This window comes from Nocardia niwae NBRC 108934 = DSM 45340 (genome assembly GCF_001613465.1).
Taxonomy (GTDB): Bacteria; Actinomycetota; Actinomycetes; order Mycobacteriales; family Mycobacteriaceae; genus Nocardia; species Nocardia niwae.
Window position 1 is genome coordinate 40,563 of sequence record NZ_BDCK01000035.1, and the last position, 19,977, is coordinate 60,539.

Here is a 19,977-nt window from a genome sequence, read left to right on the forward strand (position 1 = left end):
GGGACCGCCTCGAGATACCGGCGCGGCCGAGGTATCTCGAGGCGGGGTTCGTCAGGCGCGGGCCAGCAAGCGACGAACTCGGCCGGGGCGGGCTTGCACCGCTCCCCCGGCCCGGACCGCGGGCTGCCGTAGCCGTACCAGCCGATCGAAGTCCGCGGCGGACTCGGCCGGCTCGCGCAGGCGACCCGCGTTGAAGTCCGCGGCCAAGTGCCGCACCGTCTCCTGCGCACAGGACTTGTTGGTGCCGATGAAGCCGGTGGGCCCGCGCTTGATCCAGCCGGTCACATACGTGCCGGGGACCACGTCGCCGCCCGGACGCTCCAGCACCCGGCCCTCCTCGTTCGGGACCACCGCGGCCCGCTCGTCGAACGGCACGCCCGGCACGGCGACGCCGCGGTAACCGACCGAGGTGAGCACCAGGCCCGCGTCCAACCGGTCGGCCTGCCCGGTAGCGACGGCGCGGACGCGGCCGTCCGGATCGGTGACCAGCTCGGTACGGCTGATCTCGAGGCCGGTGACCCGGTCGGTGCCCAGGATCTCGGTCGGCGCGGACAGGTAGCGGAACACGATGCGCTTGCGCTCGCCCACCGGCCGGGTGCGCACGCTGTGCAGCAGCCGTAGCTTCTGTTCGACATGGAAGGGCAGTTCCGCGCCGAGTTCGGGCAACTCGCCCTCGACCACGATATCCACATCACAGCCGAGCAGGCCGACGAATTCCGGCACGGTGAAAGCGGATTCGAGCGGTCCGCGCCGGCCGAGCACGACCACTTCGTCGACCTTGCTCTCGCGCAGCGCCCGCAACGCGTACGGCGCGATCTCGGTGCCGGCCAACGTCGCGGGGTCACTGGTCAGCAAGCGGGCGACGTCGAGCGCGACATTGCCGTTGCCGACGATCACGGCACGCCGGGCGGACAGGTCGAACACCCGGTCCGCGTAATCGGGATGTCCGTTGTACCAAGCCACGAAATCGGTGGCCGACACGGTGCCCGCCAGGCCCTCACCCGGGATGCCGAGTTTGCGATCCGACGACGCGCCGACCGCGTAGATCACGGCGTGGAAATGGTCGAGCAGTTCGGCGTGCGAAACGTGCGCGCCGACATCGACATTCAAGTACGAGCCGAACCCCGGCTGCGCCGAGATGACATCGAACAGCTCGCCGACCTTGCGGGTCCTGTCGTGGTCCGGCGCGACACCGTGCCTGGCCAGCCCGTAGGGCACCGGCAGCCGGTCGAACATCGTCACCGACACGTCGGGCTGGGTCAGCAGTTCGTCGGCGGCGTACATCGCCGAGGGACCCGACCCTACGATCGCCACCCGCAGCGCCGTGCGCTCGGTGTGGATCCGTGCCGCGGGCACCGGTCGCGCCAGCAGGGGGCGCGGCCGCGCCTGCCGGTAGAAATCGGCGTTGATCTCGATGAACGGCTTCTGCTCAGCGGTCAGCTTCTTCGATGACACGATGGCGTCGACCGGGCACGCGGTGGCGCAGGCGCCGCAGTCCACGCACGCCTTCGGGTCGACGTACAGCATCTCCGCCGTCCGGAAGTCCGGTTCGTCCGGCGTGGGATGGATGCAGTTGACCGGGCAGGCGTACACGCAGGACGCGTCGCTGCAACAGGATTGGGTGACGACGTACGGCATACCGGCTCAGGCGACCTTGCTCGTGGCGCGCAGCGGCTCCGACCGGTACCGGGTGCTCGGACCGTCGATTCCCAGCGCCTTCCAGACGGCCTTGGCCACCGGGTTCATCAACCCGATGTCCTCGGCCAGGGCACGCACATCGCAGAAATAGTCGCTGAAGACCCGCTTGGCCTCCTTCGAGCCGTAGAACAGCTCCTTGCGAACCGTCTCCGGGATGTCGAACTCGGCGAAGAACGACCGCGGCGGCGTGACGATCGCGCGGCCGAGGATCCACATCACGATCGGCATGGCCAGCGAGAGGATGAACTTCTGCGCGGGCTTCGCCTCCGGCACATGGTTCTTCAGGAACTCGTGGGCGAAGGAGATGTGGCGCGCCTCTTCCGCGACGTGAATGGCCATCACGCCGCGCATGATCGGGTGCACCTCCTCACCCGAGCGCAGGATCTGCTTCTGGATATGGTCGATCGGCTCCTCACCGGCCAGCACGGCCATGAAGAACAGATTCGGGAACCAGGCGGCCACCGGCGCGCCCAGGTACTTGAACTTGCTGACCAGCGGGCCCATTCCGGGCACGTCCAGCCCGATCCGGTTGACCATCTCCTGGAACATCAGGGTGTGGTTGTGCTCTTCGATCATCTCGTGGGAGCAGTACCGGAACTCCGGCGATCCGTTGGGCAGGCCGAAGTTGTGGATGACCATGCCGCTGATCAGGATCGACTCGAATTGCAGGCCGACCTTGGCGATGTTCGCCTGCCGGTACTTGCCGACCGCGATCTTCTGTTCGTCGGTCAGCGCCTGGTACCAGGGATGGCGCGCCACGGTGTCGGCGGACGCGGGCAGGATCCAGCGCTCCTCACCGGCGTCGGCGGCGAAGTCGGGGTTGTCCCAATCGATGTCCTCGAAAGGATCGAAATGCTTGTTGACCGATCCCTCGGAGAGCAGCAGCAGCTTCGCGGCGTACTCCTGCGCCTTCTCCAGATCGGGATCGACGGCTGGTGTCACGGCTGCGGACATCGTCGTCACTGCCTCTCCTCGATGGAACCATTTAACTGTATCCCATAGTTACACCAACGGAGAGTCACGTCAACCCAGCAGTTGCTAGGGCCGCCCGGCGATGCGCGCCCTCATCACGCGCACCGCCGGACGGCCCCGGTTCATCGCAGCCCTGACCGGGCGCCTAACTCACCAGCACCCCGTCACCGGCCGCCAGGATCGACGTTCCGAAACCGAATACCGCCGACATGCTCGTGACGACGACCACCCGGCCCAGCCTGCGCCGGGTTCGCCGCGACAACATCAGGGCGCGCGTGGCAGCACGACGACGCACGCGCCTGCGCCTGGCCCGGCGCTGCTCGGCCACCGCCTCGGCCACCACCGCCGCCCTCCGGCCGATGATCGCGGCGCCGTCGGCGGTGGTTCGCTCGGGATCCGCGGCCGCGATCACCGGCCTGGCCAGTTCCGCGGCGAGCACCTCGGCCACCTCCGCCGGCCGCGCCGCCCCGCCGACCACCAGGACCCGATCGACATCGGCCATGGTGACGTCCGCCACTCGCAGGCAGCGGTAGACGAGTTCGAGGGATTCCCGGACATGCCGGACGCGGAGTTCTCCGGCGATCGTGTCGGCCACCACCTCCGAGACCGAGGACGAAGGCGAGGACAGGCCCTGCCCGGCACGCTCGGCGATCAACGCACCGAACGCGCGGCCGCCGAATTCCGTGGAACGCAGCGGAACGCCGACGATCGGGTTGCTCGGACATCCCGCGCCCACCCGGACCAAGGTGACGTCGAGCCCCGCGCCGCCGAGATCGTAGACCAGGGTCAACCCCGGCATCAGCGGTCCGCGATCGGCTTCCAGCCAGGCCGCCGCCGCGACGGGTTCGGCGACCAGCGCGACCTGCGTGAGTTCGACGCCGTCGAGCGCCGCGCGCAACGCGTCCACCTGCTCATCGGCGTAGCGGGCGGGATAGGTCACCGCGATGCCGAGGCCGGTGCCGCACCCCGGATGATCCCGCAGCACCTCGTCGATCAGGCACTTGGCCACCGTGGCGACTAGGTCGGCCGGTGCGAGCGCGCGATTGCCCACCCGCGCCCACGTGCTGGAACGCTGCGTGAGGTCGGCGAACTCGGTCACCGCGCGGCCGTGCCGGGGAATCATGCCGACCCGGGCGACGCCGGTGCTGTCGAAGGTCAGCGTGGTGCGGCGCGTGATGGTCTGCGCCCGCTGCGTTTTGCGTCGTCCCGGCGGAGCCTTGGCCGAACCTTCCTCCGCGAGAACCGAAACCGTGTTCACCGTACCGATGCTCAACCCGAGACCAACCGCCATCGCAATCCACCCGATCGCCGTGCCGATTTGCTTCGAACGCCGTTTAGGCAACCACTCCGCGATCTTCGTGCCAAGTCCGGACAACCGATTGTCCGCAAGCCGCCTGTGCTTCGCCACGCCGTTCCCGCGATCTCCGGGGCGCTCACCTGGCCATGCGGCGCTGCACAGGCCGTCCAGTCGGGTTTCCTTGGGACACGCGCGGATCGATCATGCCCGGTGGAGGTTTGCCGGTTTCCGGCTATCGCAGGGGCCTCGCCCCATTGATAGCGCTCCACATGCGGAGACTCTCCTTGATGTGACCACCCGGACCGGTGCCGACAGTTAGCCGATCAGATTGGGACGCCGGACCGGCAGCAGCAACCGACATCAGCACCGCTCGCCGGGGGCCGAGAGGACCGTCCGCACCGCTGCCACATCGCCACCCGCCCTGGATCCGCACGGGAGCGCGTGGAGAGCCCCGTCGCCACTCCCACTTCGACGAGCGCAGCAATCTTTCAGCGCCGCGCTCGTTCGCACTCCCTGGATGCGATTGCCCGCGAAAATACCTAGTGGGCGGGAAGTTCCGGAATCCGGGTGGCACGGACATACACCGTCTCACCATCCGACAGCCGCAGCGCTTCGGCGTCCCCGCGGGTGACCTGCGCGGCGAACAAGTCGCCGGTCGCCGCGTTGCGCAGCTCCACGCGCACCTCGAAGCCGAGATGCACCACGCGCTCGACCGTCGCCCTGGTGACACCCGCGGACTCCGCGGTGCCCTCGTGCTCGGCGAGCGCCATGCCGGGGTCACGACCCACGCGAATGTCGTGCGGACGCACCAGATGTCCGTTGAGCCGGGCCACCGCACCGAGGAACGACATGACGAATTCGTTGGCCGGCCGGTCGTACACGTCCTCCGGAGTGCCGATCTGCTCGATGCGGCCTTTGTTCATCACCGCGATCCGGTCGGCGACGTCCAGCGCCTCCTCCTGGTCGTGGGTGACCAGCACGGTGGTCACGTGGACCTCTTCGTGCAGCCTGCGCAGCCAGGTTCGAAGATCGGCACGGACTTTGGCGTCCAGCGCGCCGAACGGTTCGTCCAGCAGCAGCACCTGCGGATCGACGGCGAGCGCGCGGGCCAGTGCCATGCGCTGGCGCTGGCCGCCCGACAGCTGCGCCGGGTAGCGGTGCTGGAACCCGTCCAGGCCGACGATGCCGAGCAAATCGTCGACGCGCTTGCTGATCTCGTTCTTGGGGCGCTTGCGGATCTTCAGGCCGAACGCCACATTGTCGCGCACGGTCATGTGCTTGAACGCCGCGTAATGCTGGAACACGAAGCCGATGTCGCGCTTCTGCGGCGGCACCCGGGTGACGTCGCGTCCCGCGATGCTGACCACACCGGAGTCCAGCGACTCCAGTCCGGCGATCGAGCGCAGCAGCGTCGACTTGCCCGAGCCGGAAGGCCCTAGCAGCGCGGTGAGTTCGCCGGAAGGAATGTCGATGGTCACGTCATCGAGGGCCGCGAACGTGCCGTAGTTCTTGTTCGCGTTGGTCACGGTGATCACTTTGCGCCCCGCTTACGTTCGAGGATGGTCATCAGCAGAAGGGTGACGAGGGCGATGCCCATCAGCAAGGTCGCGGCGGAGTAGGCGCCGAAGGTGTTGTGGTCGTTGATGTAGCGGCCGTGCACGAGCAGCGTCAGCGTCTGCGACTTACCCGGCAGCGCGGAGGACACCATGATCACGGCGCCGAACTCGCCGAGCGCGCGGGCCACGGTGAGCACCACGCCGTAGGTCAGGCCCCATCGGATCGCGGGAAGCGTGATCCGCCAGAACGTCTGCCACTTCGACGCGCCCAGGGTGGCCGCGGCCTGCTCCTGATCGTCGCCGATCTCGTGCAGCACCGGCTCGACCTCGCGTACCACGAATGGCAGCGTGACGAAGATGGTGGCGATCACCATGCCCGGCAGATTGAAGATGACCTTGAAGCCCACGTCCTCCAGGCCGCCGAACCACCCGCCCGCGCCCCAGAGCAGGATCAGCGACACACCGACCACCACGGGCGAGACCGCGAACGGCAGGTCCACGATGCCCTGAACCAGGTTGCGCCCCGGGAATTTACCGCGAACCAGCGCGAGCGCCGTCACGATGCCGAAGATCACGTTCACCGGGACGGTGATCGCGACGATCAGCAGTGACAGCTGGAATGCCGAGATCGCTGCCGGCGTGGTGATCGAGTCGACGAACGCGCCGATACCCCGCTCGAACGTGCGCCACAGGATGATGACCAGCGGCAGGACCAGCAGCACGAACAGATAGCCGAGCGCCACCGTCCGCAACGAGATGCGGGTGAGCGGATGCAGTTTCATCGCGACCGCTCCGTCCCGCGAGAATGTCCGCGCTCCGGCGACGCCGGGCGCTGTGCGCGATCGTGTCTCATCGAGTCGCCTGCTCCTTGCGCGCGCTGCGTTCGGCGAGCAGCCGCAGCACCAGCAGCGTCGCGAACGAGATGGCCAGCAGCGCGACCGATACCGCCGCCGCGTTCACCGGCCGGTCGATCTCGATCTGCTTCTGGATGTACTGGGAGGCCATCTCGGTCTTGCGCGGGATCGCGCCGCCGATCAGGACCACCGAGCCGTACTCGCCGATGGCGCGGGCGAACGCCAGCCCGCCACCGCTGATGATCGCCGGCGTCAGTGCGGGCAGCACGATCCGGCGGAACGTGGTCCAGTTGTTCGCGCCCAGCGAAAGCGCGGCCTGCTCCACCTCACGGTCGGCCTCGATCAGCACCGGCTGCACCGAACGCACCACGAACGGCAGCGTGACGAACGCCAGCGCGACCACCAGGCCCGGCTGGGTAGCGTTCAAGTGGATGTCGACCGGGCTCTGCGGACCGTACAGCGACAGCAGCACGATGCTGGCCACGATGGTCGGCAGCGCGAACGGCAGGTCGATCAGCGCGTTGACGACGCCTTTGCCGGGGAACCGGTCGCGGACCAGCACCCAGGCGATCAGCGTGCCCATCACCACGTTGATCACCGCCACCACCACCGAGACCAGCACGGTGATGCGCAGCGAGTCCAGCGCGGCAGGCGCGGTGACGGCGTCCCAGAAACCAGACCACCCGTCCTCGAAGCTCGTCACGGTGAGCGCCGCCAACGGCAGCAGCACGATGATGCTCAGCCACAGCACCGCGGTGGCGATGCCCAGCGGGCCCACCGAGCCGGTGACGCGCAGCCACGACCAGTTCCAGCGGCGGTCCGGACGCGCGGGGTCGGAGACGCCGGGACCGGCTGCCTGCGCGGTCCCGGCGTTACTGCTCGTAGTCACAGTCGTCCAGTATCCGGTGTAACGGGGGTCACCTGGTCACTTGGTCGCGTTGTCGTAGATGACGGCGACCGAGCCGGTGTTCGCGGTGAACAGGTCCTTGTCCACGGTCTTCCAGCCACCGAGGTCGGCGATCGTCCACAGCTTCTGCGGGGTCGGGAAGTCCTTGGCGTAGTCGGCGGCGACCTTCGGATCGACCGGACGGAAACCGGCGGCGGCCCAGGCCTTCTGCCCCTCGGCGGTGAACAGGAAGTCGCGGAAGGCGACGGCCTTCTGCTGGTTCTTGCTGTTCTTCAGCACGGCGACCGGGTTCTCGATCTTGAACGTGACCGGCGGGACCAAGTGCTCGATCGGATCACCGTTGCGCTCGGAGAAGATCGCCTCGTTCTCGTAGCTCAGCAGCACGTCACCGGTGCCCTGCAGGAAGGTCTCGGTCGCTTCGCGGCCGGACTTGGGCTGCACCTTCACGTGCTCCTTGGAGACCAGCTTGCTCAGGTAGTCCAGGCCTGCCTGCGGGTTCTTGCCGCCGTCGCTCTTGGCCGCGTACGGCGCGAGCAGGTTCCACTTGGCCGACCCGGAGCTGAACGGGTTCGGGGTGACCACCTCGACGCCCGGCTTCAGCAGGTCGTCCCAATCCTTGATGCCCTTGGGGTTGCCTTTGCGCACGACGATCGCGACCACCGACCCGAACGGGATGCCCTTGGTGGCGTCGGCGTTCCAGCTCGCGTCCACCAGGCCCGCGTCGACCAGGCGGGTGATGTCCGGCTCGACCGAGAAGTTGACCACGTCGGCCTCGGCGCCGTCCTTCACCTTGCGGGACTGGTCACCGGAGGCGCCGTAGGACTGCTGGATCTGGACGCCCTTGCCCTGTTCGGTCTTGTTGAACTCGGGGATCACCTTGTCGAAGCCGGGCTTCGGCACGGCGTAGGCGTAGAGGTTCAGGGTGCCGCCGCTGCCATCGGAAGCGCCTCCCCCGACCGTATCGCTGGCTCCGCCGCCGCACGCGGTTAGCGCGACCGCCGCGAGTGCGGCGAGGGCAACGGCGCTGTAGCGTCGGCGCGGCGAAAGCCAAGATTTGCGAGCCATCGGGGTGGACCTTTCTTGCGGACCGCCATTTCTCCGGTAGAACATCGGTGGCGGCGACCATCTTCTTGGTTCAGCAGACCTGCCGGGTCGAGCGATACGGCAGCGGCGACTATCGGCCCCAACGGGCCGCCTGGAGGCGGGCACATCTGCGAGAAGCGCGCCAGTCTGCTGGGAAACGAGACGCGGACGTGCCCGGTTGCCGATCAGCGACAGTAGACGTCCGCGACCGCGAGATCACCGACAGCAATCAACGCCAATTCATGGCGGACCTGCGGGACGGCGCTCGAAGACACGGGCAGACTTTATCAGAGCGAACGACGGAGTTCGAATCGAAGAGTCCCAGGAAGAGGGGGGTTTCATCCCATGACCAGCAGTCCGGATCGCGTACGCGCCCAGCTCCCCGGCATCAGCATCCGCAGGTGGGAGCATCGCGCCGACCGCACCGCCCTGGTTACTCCGCGGTCACCGACGGGGTTCGACGTGGTGCTGCGCACACTGTCGGGGTTTGCTGCAAGAACGCCAGCACCGGCTGCTGTCTCCGGCCACAAACCGACCGTCAGCGGGTGACCAGCCAGGCGACGACGATGAGCACGAGCAGGGCGACGAGGGCGAGCTGAACCCGCGAGCGAGGCATCAGCGCGCCCCGCTCTGCACGGGCGTGCGAGCCTCGGCGGCCTGCTCGGGTTCCAGCATCGCCGCCGCGCCGGCGGGAGCCTTCCGCACCGGTGCGGGGTGGGCGCCGTACCGGCGATCCAGGATGCGCAGCACAGCACGCAGCACGCGATCGAGCCCGTAGGCGATGGCGAAGCTGATCGGGACCATGCCCACGAGGACAACCAGGAACTGCGGGATGAACGGCAGTCCCGCCACCCACAGCTCGAAGCCGTCCCACCACCCTGCGATGCGATGCACGACCCCAGCCTAGTCGGTTCGCCGGCCGGTTCCACGAGGCCGTCGGCCGGGGCGGCGGGCCGAGCGGTGGACGCCGGGCGCGCCTCGGCCCGAAGATGGGGTATGGCGTCCTCCGATGACCTCACCCTCAACGACTCCGACGGCCTGCCGACCAGCCTGACCGAAGCGACGGGCTCGACCGAGCCGCACCGCCACGGCGCCTACCCGCCGATCGATGACTACGCCTTCCTGTCCGACTGCGAGACCAGCTGCCTGATCGCCAGCAACGGCTCGGTGGAATGGATGTGCGTGCCGCGGCCGGATTCGCCGAGCATCTTCGGGGCGCTGCTGGACCGCAGCGCGGGCCACTTCCGGGTCGGGCCGTACGGCGTGAACGTGCCCGCCGCCCGCCGCTACCTGCCGGGCGGGATGATCCTGGAGACCACCTGGCAGACCGGCACCGGCTGGCTGATCGTGCGCGACGCGCTGGTGCTCGGGCGCTGGCACAACAACGATCAGCGCAGCAAGACCCACCGGCGCACCCCGATGGACTGGGATGCAGAGCACCTGCTGCTGCGCACGGTGAAATGCGTGAACGGCACCGTGGAGCTCGAGATGAGTTGCGAGCCCGCGTTCGACTACCACCGGGCCACCGCCCGCTGGGAGTACACCGGCAAGGTGTACGAAGAGGCGACCGCGGTGCGCAGCGACGACGCGAGCGCCGGGCCGACGCTGGTGCTCACCACCGATCTGCGCCTCGGGCTGGAGGGCCGCGAGGCGCGCGCCCGCACCCGGATGAAGGAGGGCGACGAGGTCTTCGTCGCGCTCACCTGGTCGGAACTGCCCGCGCCGCGCACCTTCGACGAGGCCGCGAACAAGATGTGGCAGACCACCGAGTGCTGGCGCCAGTGGATCACGCTCGGCAAGTTCCCCGATCACCCGTGGCGCAACTACTTGCAGCGCAGCGCGCTCACCCTCAAGGGCCTCACCTACGCGCCGACCGGCGCCCTGATGGCCGCCGCCACCACGTCCCTGCCGGAAACCCCTGGTGGGGAACGCAATTGGGATTACCGCTACAGCTGGGTGCGGGACGCAAGCTTCGCACTGTGGGGCCTGTACACGCTCGGCCTGGACCGGGAGGCCGACGATTTCTTCGCGTTCCTCAACGACGCGACGACCGGCGAGGAGGGCGAGCCCGTTCCGCTGCAGGTGCTCTACGGCATCGGGGGCGAACGCCAGCTCGACGAGATCATCCTCGACCATTTCGGCGGCTACGACCAATCCCGTCCGGTGCGCATCGGCAACAACGCCTACAACCAGGACCAGCACGACATCTGGGGCACCATGCTCGACGCGGTGTACCTGCATGTGAAGTCGCGCCAGCAGGTGCCGGAGACCTTGTGGCCACTGCTGGTCCGCCAGGTGTGCGCCGCCATCGAGCACTGGAAGGAGCCGGACCGGGGCATCTGGGAGGTGCGCGGCGAGCCGCAGCATTTCACGTCGTCCAAGGTGATGTGCTGGGTGGCGCTGGATCGCGGTGCGAAACTGGCCGAGCTGCACGGCCAGTACGAGCACGCCGAGGAGTGGTACGCGATCGCGGAGGAGATCAAGGCCGACGTCCTGGCCAACGGCGTCAACTCCGAAGGCGTGTTCACCCAGGTCTACGGTGGCGACACCCTGGACGCCTCGCTGCTGCTGGTGGTGCTCACCCGTTTCCTGCCGCCCGAGGACGACCGCGTGCGCGCCACCGTGCTGGCCATCGCCGACCGGCTCACCGAGAACGGCCTGGTACTGCGGTACCGGACCGAGACCACCGACGACGGCTTGAGCGGCGCGGAAGGCGCGTTCACCATCTGCTCGTTCTGGCTGGTCTCCGCGCTGGTCGAGATCGGGGAGATCCAGCGGGCCCGGCACCTGTGCGAGCGACTGCTCGGCTTCGCCAGCCCGCTGCGGTTGTACGCCGAGGAGATCGATCCGCGCAGCGGCCGCCACCTCGGCAACTTCCCCCAGGCGTTCACCCACCTGGCGCTGATCAACGCCGTGACCCACGTCATCCGCGCCGAAAGTTCCCGGCACGCGGGCCGCTTCCAGCCCGCGAACACACCACAGGGTCATCCAGTCTGACCTTGCGGCGGCACCGATCCGCCACCACAGGGTCATCCGGTCCGACCTTGCGGCGGCACCGATCCGCCACCACAGGGTCATCCGGCGCGCCGGAACGGCCTACGCGGGAACGAGCCCGTCGGCCTCCTCGCGCAGCGCGCGCACTCTGCCGAGCCGCGCGTCGAGGTCGGCGATTCGCTCCGGCCTGCGGTCGCCGTACTTCCCGTAGTTCTCCTCGGCCAGCCGCAGCGCGTCGTCCGCGCCGCGGGCGACCTCGGTCGCGATGTCGGTGAAGTGGTCGCGCAGCACCCGCTGCATGGCGCGCAGGCGGTTTCGCGACTCCTTACCGACCTGGAAGATCACATCGTCCATCAGGCGGGCCACCGCGACCTTGGCCTCGGCGCGGCGGCGCAGCTTGCGGTTCTTGCGGTCGTCCCACAGCGCGTTGACGCCCAGCAACACGCCCGCACCCGCCGAGTACCAGTTCACCAGCGACATGCCAAGCAGACTGGTGGCCAGACCGACCATCAGGATGCCACCGTAGGAGCCGCGCAGGCCGGTCAGGAACTGCTGCGTCACACCGGCCTTCGCGCTCTCCAGCGGCTCCAGGGGCTGCACCGCCTCGAGCACCTCTCCCGGGTTGGCCAAGCGCAGGTCCGGCAGCGGAGGGGTCCGGTTGTCGGCCGGGAACTTGGCGGCCACCTGCTCGCACAGCTCCATCGAGCGGTAGTGCGCCACGGCGAAGTTCTCCTCGACCGCCTCGCAGATGCGCGCGTCCAGATCGGCGCCGAACTCCTTCCACCGGCGCGCCGGATCGGTCTGGGCGATCTCGGTCTCGGCGTCGCGGATCAGGCTGCGCAGCCGATGACGCAGATCGTGCTCGATGTCGGCCATCAGCTCCGTCGCACCGTCGACCAGCGTGACCTGCCAGTTCGCGGTGCGCTGGCGCAGCTGGTCGGCTTCGTCGCGGGCGCGGGCGAGCTGGTCGGTGATCTCGGCCCGGCGCCGCGGATCGCGCAGCGCCTCGGCCTCGGTGCGCAGCGTCAGCGCGAGGTGGTCGCAGACCAGGCGGATGTCCTGGGCCGCGGCTTCCAGCGCCACCGCGTCCGCGCGGGCGACCACATAGTCGCGCAGGTGATCGATCAGCTGCGGCACACCGGATTCGATGTCGCGCTGGTAGTCACCGGTCAGCCCGGCCTGCCGGTGCAGTTCCGCGGAGACCGGCGCCACCGCGAAGCCGAGCCCCGCCGAATCCAGCAGTTCCCGGTTGCGCTGCTGGGTGCGCGACCAGTGCGGGAACACGTCGATCTTGTTCAGGACGCAGATCACGGTGGGGCAGATCTGCTGGATCCGCTGCAATTCGGCGATCTGCTCCACGGTCAGCTCGGTACCGGCCTCGCCGACGTAGAGCACGGCGTCGGCCGCGGCGATCATCGACCAGGTGGTGCGGTCGTCGCCCAGCGAACCCGGGGCGTCCATGACCACGACGCCGTCGGCCAGCAACGGGTTCGGCTGGGTGAACTCGGCGCGGACGACGCCCTGAGTGGCCAGCGCCGGACCGGGATCGAGCGGGTCGACCGACTGTCGTTCGGTGCGGCCGTATTCGGTCTGCCGCACCAGCGTGGCGGTCGGCTCGGACCCGTATTCGACGATCACCGGGACGCTCAGATCGCTGTTGGTCGCACTGACCGAGGCGCCGACCAGGCTGTTGACCAGCGTGCTCATGCCGTTCTTCGGCCGGCCGACGACCACGAGCCGCACCCGCGGATCACTCACCCTGGCACGGACCATGCCCAACCGGCTGCCCAGGTCGTCGCGTCCCGCGAATCGGGCCGTCTCCCGCAGCTCGTCGAGTATTCGGATGAGCGGGGCCATCGCGTCCGGATGTTTCACGGTCGCAGCCTTCACCCCGGCAGCGGCAGACAACCCTCCTCCTTACTTCTCGGTGACTTTCGTTCTGGTACCCCCTGCGGCGACTGCGCAGTCCTCGGAATCGCTCGCGGCGCCGCTACATCAGTGAGATGTCCGACACATCGGACGCGTAGTGATGCGTGTCCGCCATGGTCGAATCCGGCAGCAAGGCGCTGGAGAGCCCGCCCGAGGACAGCGCGGAGTGATCGTAGGTGTGCTCCGGCAATCCCGAGCCGGCGACGGGGTCGACCGTCAACGGCGCCGCGATTCCGTGCGGTTTCGGATCGATCACCTGCGGCTTGATCGGCGCCTGGGTGGGCACGGGGGCGGTGTAGGTCGGCGCGTGCGGTTCGACGGTGGGCGCCTGCGCGGGAGCGCTGTAGGTCGGCTGGTCCGGCGCGGAGTACGTCGGCTGCGCGGGCCGGCTGACGGTCGGCACCTCGCCGGTCGGCAGCTCGTGGCTCGGCAGATCGTCGGTCGGATAGGTGCTGTGCGAGGTGCCGCCCGTGCTGGGGTGGCCGGTGCCGCCGCCCGGCGTGGTCACGTCGTCGTCCGGCGTGGTCGGAGTGCGCGTGGGCGCCGGGGGCTGGGTGACGGTCGCGCCTGGGGTCTTGGTGGTGGGCACGTCCGGCGCGGTGGTGATGCCGCCGTGCGGCGCGGTGGGAACGCCCGGGGTCTTCGTGATGTCGAGATCCGGCGTCTTCGGCGCGGACGGGGCGGTCACGTCGCCCGGAACGCTGGGCGTCGGCGTGGTCTTGACGATCGTCGTCGGGGCGGGCACGGTCGCCGTCGGCGAGTGCGTCGGGTGCGCGGGCTGCGGGTCGGAGACCGGAGCGGGTTTCACCACGGGCGTGGGCCGCACCGCGTCGAACAGCGCGGGGACGACCGCCGCCGGAGCGGTCAGCACCGACGGGCCCTCCGGGGCGGCGAGCACGTTCGCGATCGGGGTCGAGGCGACGTCGGGCTGAATGGTGGTCTGCAGCGGGGTGGCCGCGACGACCGGAGCGGCGGCGACCGCCGCGGGTGCGGGCGCGGGCGCCGGGGCGGCGGGCGCCACCGCGGCAACCGGTGCGACCGCGGGCGCGACCGGCGCCGAGGCGGACAGCGGCTGCGCGACGCCCGAGGCCGACGACTGCGCGGACCCGGCCGACGAGGACTGCGCCACGCCGGGCGCCGCCGACGACTGCGTCGCGGACGAGCCCGGCGACGTGAGCGCGCCGAGCAGACCGGAATGGCCGTGGCCGGACGCGCCAGGCTCGGTGGTCGTGTGATCGGTGCCGTCCGGCACGCGGATGCCGTCGGCCAGCCAGTCGGTGTACTCGTCGAGCTGCTCGCCGACATGGCCGACTCCGGCGTCGACCTTCATCTCGGAGGTGAAGTAGATCCCGTTCGGGCCGATCCCGAAGTCGACCTGCCACTGGGTGCCGACGAACGCCCCCAGATCACCGCCCTGACCGACGCCGTCGAACGGATCGCCCGCCGCGGGCACCGCGCCGGCGGCGTTACCGCCGGGCAGGTCGAAGACGGTGGAGCCGGGCGCGACGAAGCCGTTCGAACCGGGCAGGCCGAAGCCGTGCCCGGCTTGGCCGAGCCCGTGGCCGGGCAGGCCGAACCCGTGCCCGCCGGGTGCGTCGAGATCGTTCGCGGCCTCGGGCCGGGCGCCCGGCAGCGCGAAATCGTTGGACACGTGCCCCTCGGTCCCCGGAATAGCCAGACCGGATCCGGAACCATCCGTGCCGGGAATACCACCCAGGCCGGGAACACCGCCGCCGGAGTGGCCGGGCAGCTGCATCCCGTGCCCGCCCGACTCGCCGCCGGGCAACGTCGGCAACGGCAATCCGGCATCGGTCCCGCTGTATTCGCCGCCGAGCGTGGGCAGCGATGGGGTGGCGCCGGGCAGGGTGAACGGGGGCGCGGGGATGGCCGGAGCCGGGTTGCCGTGCGCCACCGGGGTGTTCGGGCCATGCGAGGAGAACGGCGCGGGTTCGACGACCGGGTCCGGGAAGGTCACCACGGGGCTCGGCAGATCGGGGTCGGGATCGGTGGTGTGCGCCCACCCGGTGTGCCAGCTGTCGAGGCGGGATTCACCGGGCTGCGCGGGGACGCCGCCACCGTTGGCGGCCACCAGGGCTCCACCGGTGACGTAGGCGCCCGCCCGCGCGACCCGCGCGACGCCGGTGGCCACACGATAGGCGGTGTCGCCCGCGCGCTCGGCCCCTTCGTTGTCGTCGTCGAAGGGCAGATCCCGCGTCATAGAAGCTCCACTCTCGGTTGTCCAGCATCCTCACCACGCCGGTCCGAGCAAGTGAAGATCACCCAACAGTATTTCGGGAATACTCCCCTGTCACATTCTCCAGGACTGTAGAGAATACGGCTGTGGTGAGCAACACAACCTTGCCATCCGAATTACCGGGCCGGAAGCCCCTTTTCCGATGGCGGCGCGGACCGCATGAAGCCTCGAATAGACGCCGCTACCAGGACAGATCGATACGTCATCGGCGTCGTCGCGAACCCGCCGGGAAAAATTAATGGAACTCTAAGATTTGCCGGCAGAGTGCTGAGATCCATCTCGCGCGATCGAATTCGAGGAACCAGCAGTTCGGCGGCACGAAGGTGCGGGTGCACCCCGCCGCGGGCGTGTCGACCGGACGGCCGCCTGCCGATATCACGCTCGGCAGCCGACCCGTCACTCCCAGAGTGTGAGATTAGATTGACCCCATGGCCGGACAACGAATCCTGGTCGTGGACGACGAGGTTCGCGTCCTCGCATCGCTGCGGCGGGGACTGGAGCTCTCCGATTTCGAGGTCGTCACCGCGGCCGACGGCGCCGAGGCGCTGAGCATGGTCCGCGCCACCACGCCCGACGCGATGGTGCTCGACGTCAACATGCCCGAACTCGACGGCGTCGGCGTGGTCACCGCCCTGCGGGCGATGGGCAACGACATCCCCATCTGCGTGCTCAGCGCGCGCACCGCGGTCAGCGACCGGATCGCCTGTCTGGAGCGCGGAGCCGACGACTACCTCACCAAGCCGTTCGATCTCGGCGAGCTGGTCGCCCGGTTACACGCACTGCTGCGGCGTAGCCGGAAACCGGTGCGGCGGCCGGAGGAGGTGCGCGCGGTGGGGCACGTCCGGATCGACCCGGCCGGGCGCCGGGTGCTGGCCAGGGGTAGACCGGTGGAACTGACGAAGCGGGAATTCGACGTGCTCGCCCTGCTCGCCGAACACGCGGGCATCGTGCTCGGCCGCGAGCAGATCCTGTCCGCCGTCTGGGGATACGACTTCCCCACCGACACCAACGTCGTCGACGTGTTCGTCTCCTATCTGCGGCGCAAGCTGGAGGCGGACGACGTGCCCCGGGTGATCCACACCGTGCGCGGCGTCGGCTTCGTCCTCCGGGAGGAACCATGAGCGGATCACCGTCGCTGCGCACCCGGGTAGCCGTCGTCTCGGGGGTGGTCGCGGCGCTGGTCGCGCTCACCTTGACGATCACCTTCGCGGCCCTGCTCGGCGCCACCGGCGAACGCCAGCTGGACGAGACCGTGTCCTCGATGGCGGTGCGCGTCGCCGGGCCGTTGGAAGCTGTTCCCGCGCAGCCGGTCCCGGCGCCCGCCGCCCCGCTGTCACCCGAGCGTGCGCCCGCGGACGCACGTGGGCCGGGTGGGCCCGGCGACGCGGCGATCGCCCGGGTCGACGGGCTGCCCGGCGTGCTGGTCGCGCTCGATCCCGATCGTGACGTCGTCGCGTCGGCGATCCACCGCAGTCAGCGCATCGGGTTCGGCATCGGCGTCGCGGGGGCACTGCTGGCCGCCCTGCTCGGCTGGTTCCTGGCCGGATTCGCCGCGCGCCCGCTGCGCCGCCTGGCCGACGCCACCCATCGCATCGACACCTTGGAAGAACTGCCGCCGCTGTCCGGCCGGGGAGCACGGGAAGCCGAGGAGCTCTCCGACGCGATCACCCGCATGCTCGCCCGGCTGGAAGCCGCGCACCACGCCACCCAGCGGGCGCTGACCGGCGCGCGCGACTTCGCCGCGGTCTGCGCGCACGAATTGCGTACGCCGCTCACGGCTTTGCGCACCGACCTGCAGGTGTTGGCCACCAAAGAGATACCGGAGGGGCAGCGCGGCGCGATCCTGTCCGAAGTGCTGCTGGCCGAGCGACAGATCGAGCAGACGCTGACCGACCTGGAACGCCTCGCCGTCGGCGAACTCACCGAGCCGGACGTGTTCGAGCCGTTCGACCTCTGCGACACCCTGGACCGGGCGGTGCACGACGCGCGCCGCAGGCATCCCGGCGTCGACGTCCGACTCGCCGAATGCGTCCCGGTCACCGTCACGGGCCTGCCCGGCGGCGTTCTGCTCATCGTCACGAACGCCGTCGCCAACGCCGTGCAACACGGTCGCGCCCGGACCGTCACCGTCAGCGCCCGATCCGGTCCGGAGGACACGGTGGAGATCCACGTCGACGACGACGGCGCCGGCCTCCCGGAGGCGCTGCGGGCCGACGCTTTCGACCGCTTCGTCAAGGGCCCGGGCTCCCCCGGCTCCGGCCTCGGCCTCGCCCTGGTCCGCCAGCAGGCCGATTTGCATTCCGGCACCGCCCAACTCGACGAGAGCCCGTTGGGCGGCGCCCGCCTGCGCGTACGGCTGCGCGGCGCGGGCTAGCTCACGGCTAGCCGCCTACTTCTTGTCCTTCGGCTTGTCCGACGCGGCGTCGGAGGACAGCGCGGCGACGAAGGCTTCCTGCGGGACGTCGACCCGGCCGATCGTCTTCATCCGCTTCTTGCCTTCCTTCTGCTTCTCCAGCAGCTTGCGCTTACGGCTGATGTCACCGCCGTAGCACTTGGCCAGCACGTCCTTGCGGATGGCGCGAATGTTCTCCCGAGCGATGATCTTCGAGCCGATCGCGGCCTGGATGGGCACCTCGAACTGCTGGCGGGGGATCAGCTCGCGCAGCTTGGTGGTCATCTTGTGCCCGTAGGCCTGGGCCGCGTCGCGGTGCACGATCGCGCTGAACGCGTCCACCGCCTCGCCCTGCAACAGGATGTCCACCTTCACCAGCTGCGACTCCTGCTCGCCCGCCTCCTCGTAGTCCAGGCTCGCGTAGCCGCGGGTGCGCGACTTCAACGAGTCGAAGAAGTCGAAGATGATCTCCGCCATCGGCATGGTGTAGCGCAGTTCGACGCGGGTCTCCGACAGGTAGTCCATGCCGCCGAGCTCGCCGCGGCGGGACTGGCACAGCTCCATGATCGAACCGATGAACTCGCTCGGCGAAATGATGGTGCACTTCACGACCGGCTCGTACACCGTTTTGACCTTGCCCTCCGGCCAGTAGGAGGGGTTGGTGACCACGTGCTCGGCGCCGTCCTCCATCTCCACCCGGTACACCACGTTCGGCGCGGTCGAGATCAGGTCCAGATCGAACTCCCGCTGCAGGCGCTCGCGGGTGATCTCCATGTGCAGCAGGCCGAGGAAGCCGCAGCGGAAGCCGAATCCGAGCGCCACCGAAGTCTCCGGCGTGTAGGTCAGGGCGGCATCGTTGAGCTGCAACTTCTCCAGCGCGTCGCGCAGATCCGGGTAGTCGGAACCGTCCACCGGATACAGGCCGGAGTACACCATCGGGCGCGGCTCGCGGTATCCGGTGAGCGGTTCACTCGCGCCGCCGCGGGCGCCGGTCACCGTGTCACCGACCTTGGACTGCCGCACGTCCTTCACGCCCGTGATCAGGTAACCGACCTCGCCGACGCCGAGACCCCGGGTCGGTTTCGGCTCGGGCGAGACGATGCCGATCTCCAGCAGCTCGTGCGTCGCGCCGGTGGACATCATCTTGATCTTCTCGCGCGGGGTCAGCTTGCCGTCCACCACGCGGACGTAGGTGACCACGCCGCGGTAGGTGTCGTAGACCGAGTCGAAGATCATCGCGCGGGCGGGCGCGTCGGCCTCGCCGACCGGCGGCGGCACCTGGGCGATCACCTGGTCGAGCAGATCCGTCACGCCCTCGCCGGTCTTGCCGGAGACGCGCAGCACGTCCGACGGCTCGCAGCCGACGATGTGCGCCAGCTCGGCGGCGTAGCGCTCCGGGTCCGCGGCGGGCAGGTCGATCTTGTTCAGCACCGGGATGATCGTCAGATCCTTGTCCAGCGCCAGGTACAGGTTGGCCAAGGTCTGCGCCTCGATGCCCTGCGCGGCGTCGACCAGCAGGATCGCGCCCTCACACGCCTCCAGCGCACGGGAGACCTCGTAGGTGAAGTCCACGTGACCGGGCGTGTCGATGAGGTGCAGCACGAAATCGGTGCCCGCGTGCTCGCCCGTCCTCGGCGTCCAGGGCAGCCGGACGTTCTGGGCCTTGATGGTGATGCCGCGTTCGCGCTCGATATCCATCCGGTCCAGATACTGCGCACGCATCTGCCGCTCCTCGACCACACCGGTCAGTTGCAGCATCCGGTCGGCCAGCGTCGACTTGCCGTGGTCGATGTGCGCGATGATGCAGAAGTTCCGGATCCGGGCGGGATCGGTGAACGTCGTGTCGGCGAAGCTGGCGGGCACTCCACTCCTCATGGGTATCGGCAAACTGCCGTCCATCGTCCCATGATGCTGTGTTGGTTTTTGCAGCGCCTGCGCGCTGCGTGTTCGCGGCCCCGGGAAGTCTCGCGTTCAGGCGACCGAGACTCGGGCCCCGTCGCATGCGCTTCGGTCGCTCGAACGCGAGACGGGCCGCGAACGG

15 protein-coding genes are annotated in these 19,977 nt (G+C 69.2%); 3 read left to right on the forward strand and 12 right to left on the reverse strand.

What is annotated here, in order from left to right; all coding sequences use genetic code 11:
• Positions 1 to 51: 51 nt before the first annotated feature.
• The 9 genes from NNI01S_RS24875 to NNI01S_RS24910 form a co-directional block, all read right to left on the reverse strand.
• Positions 52 to 1,638, reverse strand: coding sequence for an FAD-dependent oxidoreductase (locus NNI01S_RS24875; protein WP_063917647.1), 1,587 nt, complete (start codon positions 1,636 to 1,638; stop codon positions 52 to 54).
• 6 nt (positions 1,639 to 1,644) lie between these two features.
• Positions 1,645 to 2,661, reverse strand: coding sequence for an AurF N-oxygenase family protein (locus NNI01S_RS24880; protein ID WP_439956144.1), 1,017 nt, complete (start codon positions 2,659 to 2,661; stop codon positions 1,645 to 1,647).
• A gap of 154 nt (positions 2,662 to 2,815) precedes the next feature.
• Complete coding sequence (locus tag NNI01S_RS24885) at positions 2,816 to 3,928, reverse strand: Hsp70 family protein (RefSeq protein WP_245676359.1); 1,113 nt, start codon at positions 3,926 to 3,928, stop codon at positions 2,816 to 2,818.
• Positions 3,929 to 4,506: 578 nt separating this feature from the next.
• On the reverse strand, positions 4,507 to 5,502 hold the full coding sequence (locus NNI01S_RS24890; RefSeq protein ID WP_063022562.1) for a sulfate/molybdate ABC transporter ATP-binding protein: 996 nt from the start codon (positions 5,500 to 5,502) through the stop codon (positions 4,507 to 4,509).
• Positions 5,499 to 6,305 carry a sulfate ABC transporter permease subunit CysW gene (gene cysW, locus NNI01S_RS24895; protein WP_063022563.1) on the reverse strand — a complete coding sequence of 269 codons (807 nt, stop codon included), beginning with the start codon at positions 6,303 to 6,305 and terminating at the stop codon, positions 5,499 to 5,501. The genes NNI01S_RS24890 and cysW overlap by 4 nt, the downstream gene beginning before the upstream one ends.
• 67 nt (positions 6,306 to 6,372) lie before the next feature.
• Positions 6,373 to 7,173 (reverse strand): sulfate ABC transporter permease subunit CysT, encoded by an 801-nt coding sequence (gene cysT / locus NNI01S_RS24900; RefSeq protein ID WP_063022589.1) that lies wholly within the window; start codon positions 7,171 to 7,173, stop codon positions 6,373 to 6,375.
• Positions 7,174 to 7,302: 129 nt separating this feature from the next.
• Positions 7,303 to 8,349, reverse strand: coding sequence for a sulfate ABC transporter substrate-binding protein (locus NNI01S_RS24905; protein ID WP_063022564.1), 1,047 nt, complete (start codon positions 8,347 to 8,349; stop codon positions 7,303 to 7,305).
• Between the two features lie 203 nt (positions 8,350 to 8,552).
• Positions 8,553 to 8,642, reverse strand: a complete 90-nt coding sequence (locus tag NNI01S_RS36585) for an Ms4533A family Cys-rich leader peptide (RefSeq protein WP_321210233.1) — start codon at positions 8,640 to 8,642, stop codon at positions 8,553 to 8,555.
• Positions 8,643 to 8,982: 340 nt separating this feature from the next.
• Complete coding sequence (locus NNI01S_RS24910; RefSeq protein ID WP_063022565.1) at positions 8,983 to 9,261, reverse strand: hypothetical protein; 279 nt, start codon at positions 9,259 to 9,261, stop codon at positions 8,983 to 8,985.
• Between the two features lie 102 nt (positions 9,262 to 9,363).
• Between NNI01S_RS24910 and NNI01S_RS24915 the strand changes: the two genes are divergently transcribed.
• On the forward strand, positions 9,364 to 11,364 hold the full coding sequence (locus NNI01S_RS24915) for a glycoside hydrolase family 15 protein (protein ID WP_063022566.1): 2,001 nt from the start codon (positions 9,364 to 9,366) through the stop codon (positions 11,362 to 11,364).
• 99 nt (positions 11,365 to 11,463) lie between these two features.
• Here NNI01S_RS24915 and NNI01S_RS24920 read toward each other — a convergent pair whose 3' ends face one another.
• The gene (locus NNI01S_RS24920; RefSeq protein ID WP_063022567.1) at positions 11,464 to 13,269 is read right to left on the reverse strand and encodes a dynamin family protein; all 1,806 of its coding nucleotides are present in this window, start codon (positions 13,267 to 13,269) and stop codon (positions 11,464 to 11,466) included.
• Positions 13,270 to 13,351: 82 nt separating this feature from the next.
• Positions 13,352 to 15,508, reverse strand: coding sequence for a hypothetical protein (locus tag NNI01S_RS24925; protein ID WP_063022568.1), 2,157 nt, complete (start codon positions 15,506 to 15,508; stop codon positions 13,352 to 13,354).
• Between the two features lie 464 nt (positions 15,509 to 15,972).
• Between NNI01S_RS24925 and NNI01S_RS24930 the strand changes: the two genes are divergently transcribed.
• Together NNI01S_RS24930 and NNI01S_RS24935 are read left to right on the forward strand one after the other, a co-directional pair.
• Positions 15,973 to 16,665 (forward strand): response regulator transcription factor, encoded by a 693-nt coding sequence (locus tag NNI01S_RS24930; protein ID WP_063022569.1) that lies wholly within the window; start codon positions 15,973 to 15,975, stop codon positions 16,663 to 16,665.
• The gene (locus tag NNI01S_RS24935) at positions 16,662 to 17,918 is read left to right on the forward strand and encodes a sensor histidine kinase (RefSeq protein WP_063022570.1); all 1,257 of its coding nucleotides are present in this window, start codon (positions 16,662 to 16,664) and stop codon (positions 17,916 to 17,918) included. Before NNI01S_RS24930 ends, NNI01S_RS24935 begins: the two co-directional genes overlap by 4 nt.
• A gap of 15 nt (positions 17,919 to 17,933) precedes the next feature.
• On the opposite strand, the gene lepA is transcribed toward NNI01S_RS24935, so the two are convergent.
• Positions 17,934 to 19,835, reverse strand: coding sequence for a translation elongation factor 4 (gene lepA / locus NNI01S_RS24940; protein WP_435825015.1), 1,902 nt, complete (start codon positions 19,833 to 19,835; stop codon positions 17,934 to 17,936).
• Positions 19,836 to 19,977: the final 142 nt, after the last annotated feature.